This window comes from Paenibacillus sp. FSL K6-2859, from assembly GCF_038008265.1.
GTDB classification, from domain to species: domain Bacteria; phylum Bacillota; class Bacilli; order Paenibacillales; family Paenibacillaceae; genus Paenibacillus_AQ; species Paenibacillus_AQ nitricinens.
Map to the genome: position 1 here is coordinate 4,883,853 of NZ_JBBOYU010000001.1, position 16,189 is coordinate 4,900,041.

The 16,189-nt window shown below is 43.5% G+C and carries 15 protein-coding genes; 7 read left to right on the forward strand and 8 right to left on the reverse strand.

The features are described from left to right. Window positions 1–60: 60 nt before the first annotated feature. Complete coding sequence (locus MHB64_RS21900; RefSeq protein WP_042190393.1) at window positions 61–366, forward strand: DUF2627 domain-containing protein; 306 nt, start codon at window positions 61–63, stop codon at window positions 364–366. A 173-nt stretch (window positions 367–539) separates the two neighbouring features. Here the strand turns inward: MHB64_RS21900 and MHB64_RS21905 are convergent, their stop codons facing one another. The 3 genes from MHB64_RS21905 to MHB64_RS21915 are packed head-to-tail and all read right to left on the reverse strand — an operon-like array spanning window position 540 to window position 4,340. Next, the gene (locus MHB64_RS21905; RefSeq protein ID WP_341135362.1) at window positions 540–2,399 is read right to left on the reverse strand and encodes an ABC transporter ATP-binding protein; all 1,860 of its coding nucleotides are present in this window, start codon (window positions 2,397–2,399) and stop codon (window positions 540–542) included. Beyond that, on the reverse strand, window positions 2,380–4,113 hold the full coding sequence (locus tag MHB64_RS21910) for an ABC transporter ATP-binding protein (protein ID WP_341135363.1): 1,734 nt from the start codon (window positions 4,111–4,113) through the stop codon (window positions 2,380–2,382). Before MHB64_RS21910 ends, MHB64_RS21905 begins: the two co-directional genes overlap by 20 nt. Before the next feature lie 17 nt (window positions 4,114–4,130). Next, window positions 4,131–4,340, reverse strand: coding sequence for a hypothetical protein (locus tag MHB64_RS21915; protein WP_341135364.1), 210 nt, complete (start codon window positions 4,338–4,340; stop codon window positions 4,131–4,133). Between the two features lie 158 nt (window positions 4,341–4,498). Between MHB64_RS21915 and MHB64_RS21920 the strand changes: the two genes are divergently transcribed. After that, a complete protein-coding gene (locus MHB64_RS21920; protein ID WP_341052618.1) occupies window positions 4,499–5,068 on the forward strand; it encodes a thymidine kinase in 570 nt (189 codons plus the stop codon). Between the two features lie 136 nt (window positions 5,069–5,204). Here MHB64_RS21920 and MHB64_RS21925 read toward each other — a convergent pair whose 3' ends face one another. Continuing rightward, window positions 5,205–5,723, reverse strand: coding sequence for a DinB family protein (locus MHB64_RS21925; protein ID WP_341135365.1), 519 nt, complete (start codon window positions 5,721–5,723; stop codon window positions 5,205–5,207). A 137-nt stretch (window positions 5,724–5,860) separates the two neighbouring features. Between MHB64_RS21925 and MHB64_RS21930 the strand changes: the two genes are divergently transcribed. From MHB64_RS21930 to MHB64_RS21945, 5 genes are all read left to right on the forward strand, one after another. After that, window positions 5,861–6,526 carry a hypothetical protein gene (locus MHB64_RS21930; RefSeq protein WP_094876426.1) on the forward strand — a complete coding sequence of 222 codons (666 nt, stop codon included), beginning with the start codon at window positions 5,861–5,863 and terminating at the stop codon, window positions 6,524–6,526. Then, window positions 6,507–7,034 carry an accessory gene regulator ArgB-like protein gene (locus MHB64_RS33930; RefSeq protein ID WP_179283635.1) on the forward strand — a complete coding sequence of 176 codons (528 nt, stop codon included), beginning with the start codon at window positions 6,507–6,509 and terminating at the stop codon, window positions 7,032–7,034. Before MHB64_RS21930 ends, MHB64_RS33930 begins: the two co-directional genes overlap by 20 nt. Beyond that, window positions 7,031–7,150 (forward strand): cyclic lactone autoinducer peptide, encoded by a 120-nt coding sequence (locus MHB64_RS21935; RefSeq protein ID WP_341135366.1) that lies wholly within the window; start codon window positions 7,031–7,033, stop codon window positions 7,148–7,150. Before MHB64_RS33930 ends, MHB64_RS21935 begins: the two co-directional genes overlap by 4 nt. A gap of 21 nt (window positions 7,151–7,171) precedes the next feature. Beyond that, the gene (locus tag MHB64_RS21940) at window positions 7,172–7,504 is read left to right on the forward strand and encodes a LytTR family DNA-binding domain-containing protein (RefSeq protein ID WP_094876428.1); all 333 of its coding nucleotides are present in this window, start codon (window positions 7,172–7,174) and stop codon (window positions 7,502–7,504) included. Window positions 7,505–7,724: 220 nt separating this feature from the next. Then, on the forward strand, window positions 7,725–7,898 hold the full coding sequence (locus MHB64_RS21945; protein ID WP_094873622.1) for a sporulation histidine kinase inhibitor Sda: 174 nt from the start codon (window positions 7,725–7,727) through the stop codon (window positions 7,896–7,898). Between the two features lie 183 nt (window positions 7,899–8,081). Here MHB64_RS21945 and MHB64_RS21950 read toward each other — a convergent pair whose 3' ends face one another. From MHB64_RS21950 to MHB64_RS21965, 4 genes are all read right to left on the reverse strand, one after another. After that, window positions 8,082–8,390: a hypothetical protein gene (locus tag MHB64_RS21950; RefSeq protein ID WP_060622608.1), complete on the reverse strand. Its 309-nt coding sequence runs from the start codon at window positions 8,388–8,390 to the stop codon at window positions 8,082–8,084. A 119-nt stretch (window positions 8,391–8,509) separates the two neighbouring features. Further along, window positions 8,510–9,169, reverse strand: a complete 660-nt coding sequence (locus MHB64_RS21955) for a helix-turn-helix domain-containing protein (RefSeq protein WP_042190416.1) — start codon at window positions 9,167–9,169, stop codon at window positions 8,510–8,512. 317 nt (window positions 9,170–9,486) lie between these two features. Continuing rightward, complete coding sequence (locus tag MHB64_RS21960; RefSeq protein ID WP_341135367.1) at window positions 9,487–9,648, reverse strand: hypothetical protein; 162 nt, start codon at window positions 9,646–9,648, stop codon at window positions 9,487–9,489. Window positions 9,649–9,653: 5 nt separating this feature from the next. Continuing rightward, on the reverse strand, window positions 9,654–16,109 hold the full coding sequence (locus MHB64_RS21965; RefSeq protein ID WP_341135368.1) for a phosphodiester glycosidase family protein: 6,456 nt from the start codon (window positions 16,107–16,109) through the stop codon (window positions 9,654–9,656). Window positions 16,110–16,189 lie beyond the last annotated feature (80 nt).

Genomic DNA, 16,189 nt, shown 5'->3' on the forward strand with positions numbered 1-16,189 from the left:
TCTTACTAAAGCGTTATCATATGGTTGAATCCATTGGGCTAAGAGGGGTAGGAGACACTTATGAAACTATTAATTTCACGCTTCATTGCCATCCTTATTCTTGTGTTTCCCGGTTTAATCGCAATGAAGGGCTTCTTAATGATGAAGGACGATATTTTTGATTATATCTCTATGCATGGAGATGACTCCGTTGTTCCAGATTTCGCTTGGCTGCATTTCGGCGGAGGGTTTCTGCTCTTTGCAGCAGGCATGACTTTCCTTGGCGGCTGGATTCTAGCAAGAGACCGCAAACGTAATTATGTTGGCCCTCGGTTCAAAGAGAAACAAAAAGCGAAACAAGCTGCAGCGCAAGAAACGATCTCATAAGCAGCATAATCATCCCCTCATTGTACAATCGAAATCTATTGCACATTCTGCAATTAAACCATCCGACAACTCACTTCAAATGTATAATGAATATCCACACATTACATAAAGGCGGGAGTTTTCATGGACGCGACCTGCGCTTCCTTGAAAACTCCCGCCTTTTTATGCACAGCTTAAAGCCTAGCCTTATCAAGTCCTTCTCTACGACCGCCTTGCACCAACTCACTGTACAAGCCACCTTGCTTCAACAACTCCTCATGGGAGCCCTGCTGCAGCAATCTGCCCCCTTGAAGAACAAGAATTCGATCAGCTGCCCGGATGGTGCCCAGTCTATGGGCAATAACGAAGCTGGTCCGTCCCTTCATTAGCGCCTGAAGTCCTTCCTGAATCTTGATTTCGGTCACCGTATCGATACTGCTAGTGGCTTCATCAAGAACAAGCATCGAAGGATTGGCAAGAATGGCCCTTGCAATGGATAGCAATTGCTTCTGTCCTTGGCTTATGCCGCTACCATCTGCAGAGAGCATTCGATCATAACCTTCCGGCATTCGGATAATAAAAGAATGAGCGTTAGCCAGCTTGGCCGCCGCCTCGACCTCTTCATCGGAAGCATCCAGTCTACCGTAACGAATATTATCGCGGATGCTGCCCTTGAATAAAAAGGAGTCCTGCAGCACAAACGCCATATGGCTCCTCAGGCTTTCACGCCGAATCGAAGTGACATCTAAGCCATCCAGCGTAATTTTACCCTGATTAGGATCATAGAAACGAGATAACAGCCCGATAAGTGTTGTTTTGCCGGCACCGGTAGGTCCTACTAAGGCGATCATCTCACCAGGCTTCGCTTCAAAGCTAATATCATGCAGCGTGTTAAAACTTCCGTCATATGAAAAAGATACCTTTTCGAACTTCACTGCACCCTCAACTTTAACCAGCGAAGTGGCTGCACCTTCATCTTTAGCTTCCGTCTCTTCGTCCAGCACTTCAAACACTCTTTCCGCTCCCGCAACCGCTGACAGTAGTGTATTCCACTGATTCGCTAAGTCATTAAGAGGGCGAGTAAATTGACGCGTATATTCTACAAACACAATAATCACACCGACCGTAATCGCTCCGCGAATCGCTAACAAACCACCGACTCCAGCCACAATAGCGAAGCTCAAATTATTAAGTCCATTCATCAGCTTAGGAATGAAGCCAGAAATCGACTGTGCCCAGTATCCAGAGAGCATAATCCGCTCATTGCGTTCATGAAAACCAGCGATGACCCGTTCCTCTTGTGAAAAAGCCTTGATAATCCGTTGACCGGATAACGTCTCTTCTATATAACCGTTTAACTCACCCACATTGCGCTGACGTTCTTTAAAAAGCGGACCCGTACGCCGAGTAATCCAGCGCATGCCTAATAACATCAACGGCACAACCAGGAACGTGAGCAGCGTCAGTAGAGGACTGAGCCAGAGCATTACCCCCACCGTTCCGAGCAATGTCAAAACACTGGAAAAGATCTGAATAGCTGAGCTATTCAGCGTAGAGCTGACGTTCTCAATATCGTTGGTGAGGCGACTCATAATTTCGCCCTGCTGTCTCCGATTAAAAAATGAGATGGGCAACCGATGAAGATGGGAAAACAACTCCGTGCGCATCCGAAATACGGTCTCCTGGGCAATTTCAATCATCCATATATTTTGCAGCCAAGAAGTTAATGAATAGAAGATATAAACACTAGCTAGGCTGGTCAGAAAAATCGTCCACGATCGTCCGCCTGCACCTTCCAGATAATCATCCACGGCTTTACCAATCATATAAGGCCCGAGCAGTGCTAAAGCCGAGCTGAAGACTACCATTAACAGAACGAGAAAAAGCTTAGCTTTACGCTCGGCAAGGTAGCTCCAAATCCGTATGAGCGTGCCGCCCCAATCCTTTGCCTTTGCTTTTGGCTTCCCTCCAGCAGCTGAACCAAGGCTTCTTCCTGCTCCAAGCTCAATGACGGGTTTTGGGTGACGAAAGGGTTCAAGAATTGCTTTGAACATGCTGCTTCGCCTCCTCTACCTGTGATTCATAAATCTTGCGGTACAGCGCCGAGCTTGTCATAAGCTCGTCATGTGTTCCTTTACCGATTAAGCGTCCTTCGTCCAACAGCAGAATCAAATCTGCAGATGCAGTAGAACTGATCTTCTGAGTAATCAGGAAGGTTGTACATGAAATCTCTTTCAGTGCCTCCAGCAAAAGTCCTTCTGTCACAGCATCAAGCGCACTCGTACTGTCATCGAGGATCAAAATAGCAGGTTTCCTCACAAGCGCCCGGGCGATGGTCAAGCGTTGCTTTTGCCCACCAGACAGATTTACCCCCCGCTGACCAAGCATGGTGTCATAACCTTTAGGCAGATCCATCACTGTTGCGTGAATTTGTGCGGCAGCTGCTGCGTGTTCGATTTGTTCCTGTGTGGCATATTCATTGCCCCAAGCGATATTATCGCGAATCGATCCGCTGAAGAGCTGCAGTTCTTGAGGAACGTAACCGATTGATCGCCGCAATCTTGAAATATCGATGTCGGTGCTCTTTTGCCCATCAATGCGAATGATACCGTCTGTCTCTTCATATAAACGCGGGATTAGACCGACAAGAGAAGACTTTCCTGATCCGGTGGCTCCCATAATCGCTACCCGCTCACCAGCAGCAACTTCAAAAGTAATATCCTCTAGCACCGAAATATCACTCTCCGGATACTTGAAGCTGATGTCTTCAAATTGGACGTGACCCTGTATCGGTTCGCCCTTTGCGGTTCCGCCTTCCTTAACTCCAGCGCCTGCTGACATCACTTCTGTAATACGCTGGGAGGAGGCACGTGCTCGGGAAATTGTAACGACAAGTCCAGATATAGCTGACAACGCTCCTATGGTTCGTAATGAGTAATTAATAACTGCAACAGTTTCTCCTAAAGTAGCATCCCCATTTGCAATCTCAATCCGTCCAAACCATAGGATCGACATAATCGCTGCATTCACAATAAGCATAACAAATGGCATCGTTGTCTCCGTCAAACGTAGCGCCGATACCGTGGATTTCATCAAATTCCCGCTAAAGACCGTGAAACGTCCAATCTCATGTCCCATGCGCACGAACACACGAATTAAGCGGATTCCCGTTAAATTCTCCTGAATTACACCATTCACACCGTCAAGCCGATTTTGTACGTTGCGAAATAACAAAGAAGCTTTTCTCATGATGAAGTAAAGGAAGAGAAGCAACAAAGGTAGAGCTACAGTGAGAAATAATCCCAGCTTCACATGAACAACCAATGCCATAATCACACTGCCCACCACAACCAGTGGCACCCGTGTCATAAAGCGGAGGCTCATAAATATAGTGTCCTGCAGCTGCGATACATCGCCGGTAAGACGAGTGATCAGCGAAGAAGTAGCAAACCGGTTGAATACTTCATATGTAAAGGATTGTACCTTTTCATATAACTTGTCCCTAAGATCAAACGCAAAGCTCTGACTCGCATGGGCAGCAAAAAAAGAACTTAATACCCCAGCTATAAACGCAACTACCGCGCTGCCGATCAATACACCGCCCCAGAGCCATACTACAGAGGAATTCTGTTCTTTAATACCCTGGTCAATAATTTTGGAAATGAGTAAAGGCTGTGACAATTCCACCGCTAGTTCAATAAGCATCATCACTAGGGCAGCTATTGCAGCGACTTTATATTTTTTGAGAAAAGAGAAAATCAAACCCATTCGCATACCCTCTTTTTCTATTCGTACAGTGCATCCCTTAAACGAGTCGACATTGTGGAGGCCTGCCCAGTTTTCATTATTGCCCGCCGCAGCGCTTTATTGCTTCGATTAAATTCCACCAAATCTGCCATCATCTCTTCCAGCAAAGCCTCAGCCTCGATAGAAAGATTTCCATTCTGCTGAAACAGAGCTAACCGTTCCTTGTATTCGTCTATTTTTTCAGTCACACATATTACTTCCTTTCCAATCACATGATTCCTTTTATCATACCACATTCAATTCTATCGCAATGTTTTCACTGGATACAGCTGACACGAATATGATACTCTAATAAGGTCGCATTTTTAAAATTAGATTATTTGCTTATACGAAAGGATAGATGGAAGTGGCACAGTTGTTTTTCAAATACGGAGCAATGAACAGCGGTAAATCTATTGAGATACTCAAGGTTGCGCATAATTATGAAGAGCAAGGGAAATCAGTGCTCATTTTCACTCCATCCATAGACGATCGGGACGAAGTTGGTTTTATCTCCTCCCGTATTGGGCTGCGGAAACAGGCCATACCCGTCGACGAGAAAACCGATATTTATAATATCGTCAGCAGTAACCAGCCCAAACCCCACTGTGTACTAATTGATGAATGTCAATTTCTAAGCAAGGACTGCATTCTTCAGCTAGTACGGATTGTGGATGAACTAGGCATTCCAGTTATGGCATTTGGACTTAAAAATGATTTCCAGAACCAGCTATTTGAAGGCAGCAAATACATGCTGATTTATGCTGATAAAATCGAGGAAATGAAGACCATTTGCTGGTTCTGCGAGCGCAAAGCAACGATGGCTCTAAGAGTAGAAAATGGTAAGCCTGTATACAGCGGCAAGCAAATCCAAATCGGCGGCAACGAAGCTTACTATCCGGTGTGCCGTAAATGCCACAAGAATCCTCCACTTTAAAATATACCCCAAAGTGAGGCTTTGTTTCGAAGCTTACTCAGCTACTTTGCGAGGGGCACAAAATATATACCTTTAGCTAAAAAAGCATTCCGAAGCCGTGATGGCCTCAGGAATGCTTTTTTTAAATAAAACTCGATTAAACCAGGTATCTTTCTTTAAGAATATTCAAATGATGATGATCATGCCCAATCATTACGCACGCCACTGCTCTCGCGGAAATGGTTGCATTGTTAACCGTTCCCTCGCGAATCCATGCATCTTCCGGCAAAATGTCCAAAAGAGCTTGCGTTGACGCTCGGACAAGCTTGTAATGAGCCAGGAGTTTTTCTAGCGTGTGCGCTTCAAAATTTGCGGTAGGCACATAGTCCTTTTCATCAAAGCCCGCCAGCGGGGTCGTATCTCCTCTTGCCACACGCAACAAACGATAGGACATAATTCTTCCGGTATCCGCCAAATGACCTACCATTTCCTTTATACTCCATTTGTCAGGAGCGTAACGATGCTCTCCTTGTTCTTCTGTAAGGTGCGAAATAAAGCTACAAATCTCATCCGTCTGCTCTCTAAAAATGGTACAAATGTCCCCATCAACTGGCACTAAATCGACATACTTTGATAATTCACGAAGGTACTCACTGCTTTCTGGGCGTTGATCCATGTCTAAACCCCTCTCATTTTGATTTTTTTCGAAAAAATAGGAGGAAAATAATGCTGTAGTTGTTGTATTTTAGTTCATTATATACGATACTTGCATTAATATGGTTAGTTACACTATAAGTCATCGGGAGTGTAGGCATGCTAGATTTTATTCTTTTTATGATATTTTCAATATTAGAGACTTACGCAATGTTCTTTCTGGCTTTCAAAATCTTCAAAATTGACTTATATCATAAAGAGATAGTGTTTGCTGGTTTTATTATGGGCTTTTTTTCTTATACTCTTAGAATTAACTATGGAATAGCTTCATTAGATATTTTCTCACAATATGCACTAATGTTTGGTTTTATGTGGATGTTATTCCGGATTCATCCCTTCTACGCTTCCATATTAACCGGGATGACCTATCAAGCTTACTCGGTGATTCAAGCCAGTATTGTGTATTTATTACACTCTGTAATCAACATACCTCTAAATACTTCGGACCCGATTACAGAAAACATAATGACAATGCAGATTTTATCAGCATTAGCCGCGATTCTAATTGGTATATATGTGGGTCATAAACGTATTGGATTTGACTTTGTACCTGATAGACCCGATGTAAAAGTTAAACCAACAACTAGCGAAAAAATATTATTCGCTCTTAATCTCCCTACAGTAATTCTCGTTACTTTATTCACCTACTTTATTGAATCTAATTTCTTTTATTTGATCCCAATTTTCTATGGAATACTATTATGGGGATATCTATATTTCTCCTACAAAAAGGATAGAAATAATTATGAGTCATTTAACTTTTAAAATTGTTGAGGTCATTAAGAAAAGTAATCCAGAGCAAACGCATTCCATTGAAATCATGCATTATGCCCTTAACATTATTTTGAATACTTTATTCATTATTATAACTTCGTTATGCATTGGCGGGCTTACTGGACAGCTAAAGGAAACATTCTTAGCCTTATTCAGCTTCATACTCCTAAGAATGGCATCCGGTGGGGTACATTTAAAATCCGCAAGGTCCTGCAATATTGTATCTATCTTTATCTGTTCACTGATCCCTCATATCACTTCTCTAATACATAACCATATCCTTTGGATTAATCTTTTTTCTTTACTTGTAATGATCTTATGTGCTCCAAATCCTGATGCTAATGCACAAATACCCAAAGAATGGTATTCGGGTTTCAAGATCATTTCCATAATTCTGGTTTCTTTGAATTTTTGGCTCCATTCGCCTGTCATTGGATTGGCATTTTTAGTTCAATCCTTTACAGTTATAATCCCATTGCAAAGGAGGCCAATCAGATGAAAAAAACTTTAGCTCGCTATGTTTCTAACATATTAGGTACTTCCGCTGTTGTTTTTGCAACGGTTTTGAAACCATTTGCTTACAGCCCTGAAATTCCAAAAGAACTACGCAAGTAATTAAACAAGGATGGGGAAAAGATGCGTGTCTTACAGAAAGACGGTTCCTCTAGTGATATTCTAGAGGAAGAAATATTGTATTTCTCGAATTATAAAAATACAATATTCGTCCATACGAAAGAAGGCGAATTTATTCTCCCCACCACGCTCTCCGATCTTTCCGTAGCGTATGAGGGTAAGGGATTCGAACGCCTTGACCGCAGCAATGTCGTCAATATTAACAACATAGAAGGCTACGATCCCGAGCGGAAGATTGTATGCTTTAATCAAGGCAAGCAGTTCACTACTGTATCGGAATCCAATGAACCTCGCCTAAAGAAGTACTTATCTATTCTTAAGAAAAACTCCGAATAAAACAATCCCGACATGTAGTGTACATGTCGGGATTGTTTTTGTTTATTAAAATTCAAACTAATCCAAGCTGCTATAACCACATAAAAATAGCCATTATGCCATAATTACCCTAAGATGTAAAGAAAAATTCGTAAGATGAATGACAGGAGACGGATTGTATTCCAAATGATACCATATATATAAATGTGTAATAAAAACAAATATATGATGGAGGAACCAAATGAACTACTATTTTCATCCCTCACCACGCCCCTCATCTCTTGAATCGATATCTGATGAAGAATTACTTAACATCTATAAATTAGCGCTTGAGGCACAAGCTTTACCAGATTTCATAGCGATTGTTAGAGAGATTTTAGACAGTAGAGATCTCATACAAACTGAAAAATCATAACATCCCCATAAACAAATTAATTCACAAATTATTACATAATAATATAACTTCCCATGGCTTCACTGCGAGTGTTCTCTAGATTGTCTTCATGTTAACATCATCAACATAAAGAAGGTAGAGCCTCCTGAAGGCCCTACCTTCTTTATGTGCAGTAAGGACTACTCCCTAAAATAGAGTAATCTTCTACTCCGTAATTTCCGTTTTAAATACATTTTCCAATTTTCCGCCAAGTCTTTTCTTCAAAGGAACTTTAATATCTCTACCCAGCTCTTTGAAAAAAGTTTCTACATCGCATTTCACATTTTGTGCAGTCGCAATTACAGCGCCATCACCAACAATATTTTGATTCTCATCAAGAGGAACATCAACTTCGATATCATACTTTTTGGATAATGTCTTGATGTATCGTGCGAAGATCTCCAGCAATTCCTCGTTATTAAAATTCTCTATAGCGACTTTTCCCTTGCTGGTAAACTTCATGTTAATTTTCATTATTAATATCCCCTTTTCTGTCAAACCATTTTTAGTTGTTAGTTTATGGATCAAGATGAATAGATGGCTGCAAGAAAGGGCAACATTATTCATTTTTGAGATCATTTATGAAACATACATTATTTATAAGCACCCTTTATCTGTTGTACTTTAAATTGCGTAAATTCTTTGAGCGCTTGTATGACCTGATCCTGTTCTTCTTCCTTCAGCTCATAAACGCACTCCCGTAACCACTCGCCAAATAGAAAGGCTTGACGCCCTTTCCGAGGGCTCTTTCTTAAGGAGTCGAGGCAACCCTCAAACTTATCGTTCAGGACGTCGGTAAGATTGTATTTCTCAATCTTCTCTATTACCATTCCTGCCCCATATTCCGTTTCATAAACTATGACTTCATTAGAATCAAAGGAAACGTAAGATGTTTCTTTACCTTCCTTTGCCCTGAATTCCTTAAGCTTGTTAAATGCCGTCTCATAAATGTAGTCCTGAGACTGTTTAAGCTGTGGCAGCTCATAACCATGCTTTAAGGTCTTGATATATTCAATATCTGGCATATAGTCTGCCAAATGATACATCCGATTCTTCAGATCTGTTCCAAGTGCTTCGATGATCTTGTCCAGATTGTCTTTTAGCGGAATGCTCTCTCCACGTTCGATCTTGCTAAGCTGTGAGTAACTTATGCCGCTCTTTTCTTCCAGTCCTCTTAAGGTTAACCCTCTCGTCTTTCTGATGTGCCGAATGAAATTACCCAGCTCATCGGGATAGTTCTCAAAATCATTCATGGGAGTCACCTCCCTACTATCATAACACAACATAACAATTTGTGTTGGCTTATAACAATTAATACTAGTAATTACTTGCCTCTAAAGGGTAATTCTTAGCACAACAAACCCAATATAATACTATATTTCCAAAGATCGGATAGACTTGATGCTCATCTGCCAGGCACTGGCTTGTAAACGTTCCTTGGGAATTACAGCGAATCGGACCGAGGAGACCTTATTAAGCTAACTTCGGCCATTTTGCTAAGTGATCGGACTCAGATGCAACTGTTCATTAAAATATACTACGGTTCGGTGCAAAAGTATGACAATAAGAGTTATGATGTCCGAAAAATTGGAAAAAGAGACCAAGAAGTTGAAATAGCTGCAATACAGTCCATAACGATCCCAAACCATCTACTGTCTGCGAACCATTGTGTGCTTCCAGCTAATCCAATTTGTAAAAAAACAGCCAGTCCCAACATCCTGGAACTGGCCATAATCGTTACTCCATAACACGCAACAGATTGAGGATCATCTGTGCACTTTCAGCACGTGTGCCGTTTTGCTTCGGAGCAAATTGCGCTATAGCACGTCCCTGCATCAATCCAAGTCTGTACACCTCGCTGATAGCCTCTTGAGCCCATTGCGGTGCAGTGTCAATATCATTAAATGCTGAAACGTTAAGACTAGCTACAGATACGCTGTTCTTGGCGTATGCATATGCACGAGCCAGCATCGCTGCCATCTCTTGACGAGAGATCCTGGCATCCGGTTCAAACAGTAAAGCGGTCTGACCGTTAACAATTCCAGCTTGTTTTGCTAACCCTACTGCTTCTGCATACCATTTATCAGCAGATACATCAGTGAATCCAGCTTCTGCTTGACCTTTTAAGCCAAGCGCACGGACTAACATCGCTGTAAACTCCGCACGTGTAACCGCACGGTTTGGATCAAAACGATCCACAGCTACCCCCTGTATAAGCTGTTTTGCCGCAAGCTGCTTCACAGTAAAGTAAGCCCAGTGATCCGACTTCAGATCATTAAATGTTTTTTCATATTCTAATACAACGTATTTACTAAAATGACTGACAGCAGCAGATAGATAACCATTCATCCATGTACTGCTCATATACTCCAACTTGCCAGCATCATCCATAAAATAAATACCCAGTAAGCTTTGCTCTACATTCGCACCGACCTTAAATGAAATCGTGATCGGCTCTGCAAACTGTCTTAATGAGAAGGACTGGCCATTCTCTGTGAGGATGCTGAGCGACCATTCTCGCAGATCACTTTTCGCTCTTAATTGTGCTCCAGCTAGAGTTCCTGCACGATCCAACAGATCCACGGCTGTATTACTAGCTAAAGTGTTCAACCGTAGTGAAATCGTACTCTTGGCAAGAGCCTCAGCTGAGACTAGCTTACTTAGGTCTGTCATTACTGAAGCAGGAATCGTAACGGATAAATCCTGCATAACCACTCTAAGCGGTGCGCGTCCATGTAGCTCTGCTGCATTGCCTGGTAAAAGCAACTCCGTAACCGAACCGGCAACTGAAACCACAACTTCACCTTGAGCATTCTTGTTCTCTGACAGCTGAGAGGCTGTTATGGTTACTACACCCGCTTGTGCAGATGCCGACGGAGTTAGTGTCGGTGTAGCAGTCGGCTTTGGTGTCACCGCAGGTCCCGGCACCCAGCCTCCTGGTGTTGGCTCTGGACTTGGTGTTGGTTCCGCTGTTCGTTCCGGTGTTGGCTCTGGGCTTGGTGTCGGACGCGTACCTGGCGTGCTTTCAGTCACTGTCAAAATATATTCAGTGCTGAACCCCTTATAAACAGCGCTGACTTTTGTTATACCAGCACTCCATGCATGAAGCTCCCCATTCTCACTAATCATTGCAATAGAATGATCAGATGTATCATACCTTACGCCTTCGACCAATTCTTGCTTACTCCCGTCACTATATACCGCCTGAACAACAACGGAGCCTTTATTTCCTTGTTCCAGCGAATCCGGCCCTTTTATCGTTATTTCTGTAAGAATAGGAGCCTCATCATTTGTTACGACGAGACTATACTCCGAGGCGAACTCCCTGTAAGTTACTGAGATCACAGTGGAGCCTTCCTGATGAGCCTGGACCAAGCCCTGTTCATTGGTTGTAGCAATATGCTCATTCGAGCTGGAATACTGAAGTCCATCCAATATTGGGATTCGTTTACCGGATGCATAGACAGCTTCAGTGACTGTCTGGTCGGCCTCTGCTGGTTTAAGTTGTCCCTTGCCCTGAAGCTTAATCGCTTGTAGCACATCTACAGTTATTTTACTTTCCGCAAAAATATTCGGGTAACCTGCCACTGTGACTCTCACCTTAGCTGTCCCTGGTTTTAGCGCTGTAACCAAGCCATTTCCATCTACGGTAACTACTGATTCTGCCCTTTCAGGAACGATGGACCACAGTTTTATCAGATGATTAGCCTCATCCGGCACTACCTTAGCTTGCAATTGCAGACTAGCACCAGGCTCAAGCTCAATAGCTGTTTGATCCAGCGTAATGGATTTTGGAACAAAATTTCCGATCACTAAACGGTCAATTTCTACACCGTCTACCGTTCTTGCCGTAACCGTAATCTCGTTCTTCCCAATCTCAACAGCCGTATAGATTTGCTCATCTTCGTCATATATTTTTTCCTGCCAAAAACGTGGCGTCAGCGCATAGAACTTAGGACCGGAGGAACCGCCGATAACATATCGTGTGCCTTCGCCTTCTGCTACCTGCTTACCATCCTTCATTGGAAAAGTTCGCAAGTAAATATGATCATGACCGTTCATCACTAGATCCACATTATGCTTATCAAACACCGGCACCCACTTTGCTTGCACCTGTTCATTCGAATAGATGCTGCCATAGGGCCCTTGATGGAAAAAAATCACCTTCCACTTTTTATCTGTAGCGGATAGATCCTGATCCAGCCACTCTGCCTGTTCAGTGTATGGAGCACCTGAATGCTCTGTATTCATAACCACAAAATGTGTATCCTGAATGTCAAAAGAATAATTCGTACCTTTTACGCTCGCCGCACCGTTTTGCGGGTTATTGAATTGCGCCAGGTAATCCCCATCGCCATTGGTTCCCATCACTTCATGGTTCCCGATAATCGGAACAAGCGTGGTATTCATCAGCTGCTTTTGGGCTGCATCGAACCACCAGTTCCACTGCTCTTGTTCAAAGCCTTTATCCACCATATCTCCAGCGTGGACCAGCATTTCAGCATCCGGCATATAGGCAAAAGCAGCCTCAATCGTATTGCCCCAAAGACCAAATCCAGCTTTAGAATCTGCTTGGGAATCTCCGATAAACAGGAATTTTGTAGAAGTGTCCTCACCACCACTTGTAACAAAAGATCCTTGCTCACTTACATTTAACTCGTTATCCCCCACACGGTATACATATTCTGTTCCAGGGATAAGCCCTACTGCCTCTGCTTTATGCACTCGCATGGTTCCATCATTATTGGTGTTGTAGATAGAACTGCTGCCAGTAATTTTTGTTACATTCGCGGCTTGAAAGCTTGTGAACTCTGCTTTTTTCACAAGTTCTACTACAGTATTCACGGTTAGCGGTTCTGTCTGCCAAGTGAATTGGCGAGAAGTCGCTGCATCTTGACCCATCGTAACATTAACATTACGAGGAGCAGCAGTACCGTCATATGAAGCAACCTTGAACGTCATTACAGGACTATAAGTATTTCCTTTTACCGCCTGCAATTTAAAAGTTCCTTCAGCTGAAGTGACAAAGCCAGTTGTAAGTGTCCCACTTCCCCCTGAAGTTGCGCCTTGTACCTCCAATCCATCGAACAGCAGCTTCGCACCTTCAACAACACTTCCATTCAGATCTTTTACCGCAAAAGACGCATCAAAGCCCTTCGCAAGATCATAATGGTTCCAAGTGAGCATCAACTGTGTCTTTACAACAGATTCAACAGCCGCTCCAATAAAAGAAATAGGAACCCCGGTACCTTCTGTCGAAGTTACAGAACCGGATGTATTTTCAATTACAAAAGGTTTGCTTGTATCCCCAGCCAGCTGCTCCTGAGTAAAAGGACCCGCATAATCATTTCGAACCGTATATTGAATTTGTCCGATTAGATCCATATCTCCTAAATTAGAGGAATTGATATTCGTTAAGTTAAGACGCACTGTGCCCAAAGCTGGATCAATGATCGACTCTATTTGCGTTTCTGATACCTTATCCCCCCGAATTACCTGCAAATCTTTAACTGCAGCCGGATTAAAAGCAAACGTAAGATTTCCTTCCTTCAGCTTGCCCGCTTTCTCAGCCGTTACGTCCAAAGTGTAAGTATTCCCGGCATATACTACTTCTGGTGTTTTGTACACATAGAACGGAGAGCCCAAATTTACTGTGAAATACCATTCTTTTATCGTCTGGTTACCGCTCAAATCGCGAATCGCAACTTTCACTTTATGACGGCCTTCTGTAAGTGGAACCTTTGGTTTATAAGTAATCTGACCTTTTGGAGGATAAAAGCCATGCTCCACCAATTGATCGTCCACATACACTCGTGTTTTGTCCGGATCGATTAAGGTCGTTCCCGGATGCACCACTGGATCATAACCATCATCCTCACCATTGACGGAAAGAGTCGGCGAAGCTGTTTTGACAATTTCGTTCACGCCAGGATAGGCATCTTTAAGCACAGGAGGTGTTCTATCCTCCTCTATCGGACCATAAATGGCACGAATATCATCAACGTAAATAGCACCCGCGCTCTTGTTAAGATTGCTTGTCTCCATATAGCGGACAGGCATATCCATCGTTAACGGGGTGGCTTTCCCCTTAGGCACGGATACTTCGACGTATTTCCAACCCGTCCAGTTCACACCATTTACCTGATCGGTAAAATCCACGGGCACTGCTGCATTATTGCCATCACGAATTTGTCCCCGCAGCCAGTGTTTTTTGCCATCTCCGTAGATCCACATACTAATTTTCTCAGGATACCCCGGAATCTGAATCCGATTGGCAGTTGAGCCTGCGGCTAAATAAGCACCCGATGTGCCCGTTTTATTAACAAAATCATATTCCAGCTTCAAGGCTTTAGCCCCATTGCGGACAAAATCCTGATCTGTCACTTCCTGAATTGTTACACTGTTAGCTGCTGCACTGGAGGCAATATATTTATCAATGCCATTCTCAAAATCCTCCAGCATTACAGGCGGCAACCCCACATTTACTTCAAAAGAGGTCTGGGCGTCCCCGTACTTAGCATAAATCTTCCCGTTCTTCCCGTTTTCACTCGTCGCTTGAAACAGACCTTTCTCATCTACAGTTCCGATCTCGCCCTCAACCCGCCATTCAAAACTATGGTTGTCGGCTTGAATTACCTGTCCATTCCGTAGCGCCTTCACAGTTAATTGCGCAGCAGCACCTGAAGAATAAGTTTTGATCTCATCAGGAAAACTAAGGTCTGTGAGCTTATCCACGACTTCGATTTCCCCACTGCCTTTGACTGCCCCAGCCTCTACAATTACCGTCCCTATGCCGGCAGTGGTTCCTGCGGTGAAGACTCCGTTCGCATCGACAGTACCAAGGTTAGCGTCCACCTGCCAATTCAAAGTACCCGAATAAGGTGCTGGATGGCCGTTCTCGTCCACTCCTGCTGCTTTGAACATTAAGCTGGAGCCTTGCAAAATACGTTCCGCATTCGGCTGTACAACCAGCTTAGAAGCTGTAAATTGCTCTGGGGCTGTGTTGACGACCAGCAAACCGTTGCCGGTTTTACGTTCATAGCCATCAGAGCCCTGATTCATCATTTTGACACCAGGTGCACCCGGCATTCTGGCCACAAAAGTAGAAGAGCCGCCTCCATCCAGATTCATGGCGTTCACTACGCCCATATCCTTCAGAATGTAGCCTAGCTCATCGGTATCTACACCTTCGCTAAAACCTGGAGATCTTCCATCCACTTCGAATAGAACGAGACTTCCGTCCGCTTTTGTCCCAATGGCTGTACGTGGATGAATTCCTAAAGGCCCTACACCTTGTTGAACTATTCCGTCTTTTACCAGCGGCCCCTCGCCGCCAATGGCTACCTTCACATCATTCCATTCTCCGCTAAGCGCAAAGGTCGCAGTAACGTTATCGCCAACCGATAACCCCTGCAGAACAGCACGAGACGTTCCGTTAGCAGACAAAACTACTTTTCCTTTGGTAAGCGGCGTATTGCCTTGATTGTTGCGAATCTCAGATACCTTCAGCTTCAAGGTCTGGCCGCTCTTCACTTCTCCCTCGACAATATCTAGAACAACCTCGTCACCCTCATTGGTCGACTTTGTAGTTGTATTATAATCTTCCGTATAAAGAACCAGCTCATTCGTATTCCGATATCGGTTGATGCTGGTTAAATTCGTTGTTTTTCCATTAATCGTTACGTTCTTGGTCAGCTTCGGCACCCCATAAATCGAGCTGCCATCTTCTTTTAAACCGAAAGTAAAAGCTGAAATCGAACTGTTCAGGATTACACCATCGTCCATAAATAATCCATTCGGAACACCTGTGGCAAAACCGGAGATTTCATAAAAATCACCGTTAATTCCTGCGATCACCCGGTTTCCAGGCGAATCCGCATAAGCGGCCATTTCTGTAACACCCTTCATACCGTATACCTTTCCATCCTTCTTACCTGCCCGCAGTTCTAAATGGCCTTGCCCTGGATTGAACTCCACTGCATGAATCTTTTGTAAACCACGTTCATTCTGAAGATCCATCCAGGTGTACATCGCCCCAGGTGCAAGCTCTGTTTGCCGCACATCAATAACGGTTCCGTAGTTTGTTGCTGGTAAATCAGAAATGGAAGCGTGAACAAATACTCCCGGCTGCAACAACGAAATCAACAAAACAAAAATAACTGCCATATTAATTTGCCTTAGATACCTTCTCACTGTGTTGACATCCTCCCCACTTGGCTGTCCTAATAACTATTCTGAGCTTGGACAACATCATAGGGTTTATATTAACTAGG

Bases quoted from the DNA above. Each gene is read 5' to 3' on its own strand.
- MHB64_RS21960 (WP_341135367.1), bottom strand. From the start codon at position 9,648: ATGGCCAGTTCCAGGATGTTGGGACTGGCTGTTTTTTTACAAATTGGA.
- MHB64_RS33930 (WP_179283635.1), top strand. From the start codon at position 6,507: ATGAGTCATTTAACTTTTAAAATTGTTGAGGTCATTAAGAAAAGTAAT.
- MHB64_RS21910 (WP_341135363.1), bottom strand. From the start codon at position 4,113: ATGGGTTTGATTTTCTCTTTTCTCAAAAAATATAAAGTCGCTGCAATA.
- MHB64_RS21930 (WP_094876426.1), top strand. From the start codon at position 5,861: ATGCTAGATTTTATTCTTTTTATGATATTTTCAATATTAGAGACTTAC.
- MHB64_RS21950 (WP_060622608.1), bottom strand. From the start codon at position 8,390: ATGAAAATTAACATGAAGTTTACCAGCAAGGGAAAAGTCGCTATAGAG.
- MHB64_RS21955 (WP_042190416.1), bottom strand. From the start codon at position 9,169: ATGAATGATTTTGAGAACTATCCCGATGAGCTGGGTAATTTCATTCGG.
- MHB64_RS21945 (WP_094873622.1), top strand. From the start codon at position 7,725: ATGAACTACTATTTTCATCCCTCACCACGCCCCTCATCTCTTGAATCG.
- MHB64_RS21935 (WP_341135366.1), top strand. From the start codon at position 7,031: ATGAAAAAAACTTTAGCTCGCTATGTTTCTAACATATTAGGTACTTCC.
- MHB64_RS21905 (WP_341135362.1), bottom strand. From the start codon at position 2,399: ATGTTCAAAGCAATTCTTGAACCCTTTCGTCACCCAAAACCCGTCATT.
- MHB64_RS21900 (WP_042190393.1), top strand. From the start codon at position 61: ATGAAACTATTAATTTCACGCTTCATTGCCATCCTTATTCTTGTGTTT.
- MHB64_RS21925 (WP_341135365.1), bottom strand. From the start codon at position 5,723: ATGGATCAACGCCCAGAAAGCAGTGAGTACCTTCGTGAATTATCAAAG.
- MHB64_RS21940 (WP_094876428.1), top strand. From the start codon at position 7,172: ATGCGTGTCTTACAGAAAGACGGTTCCTCTAGTGATATTCTAGAGGAA.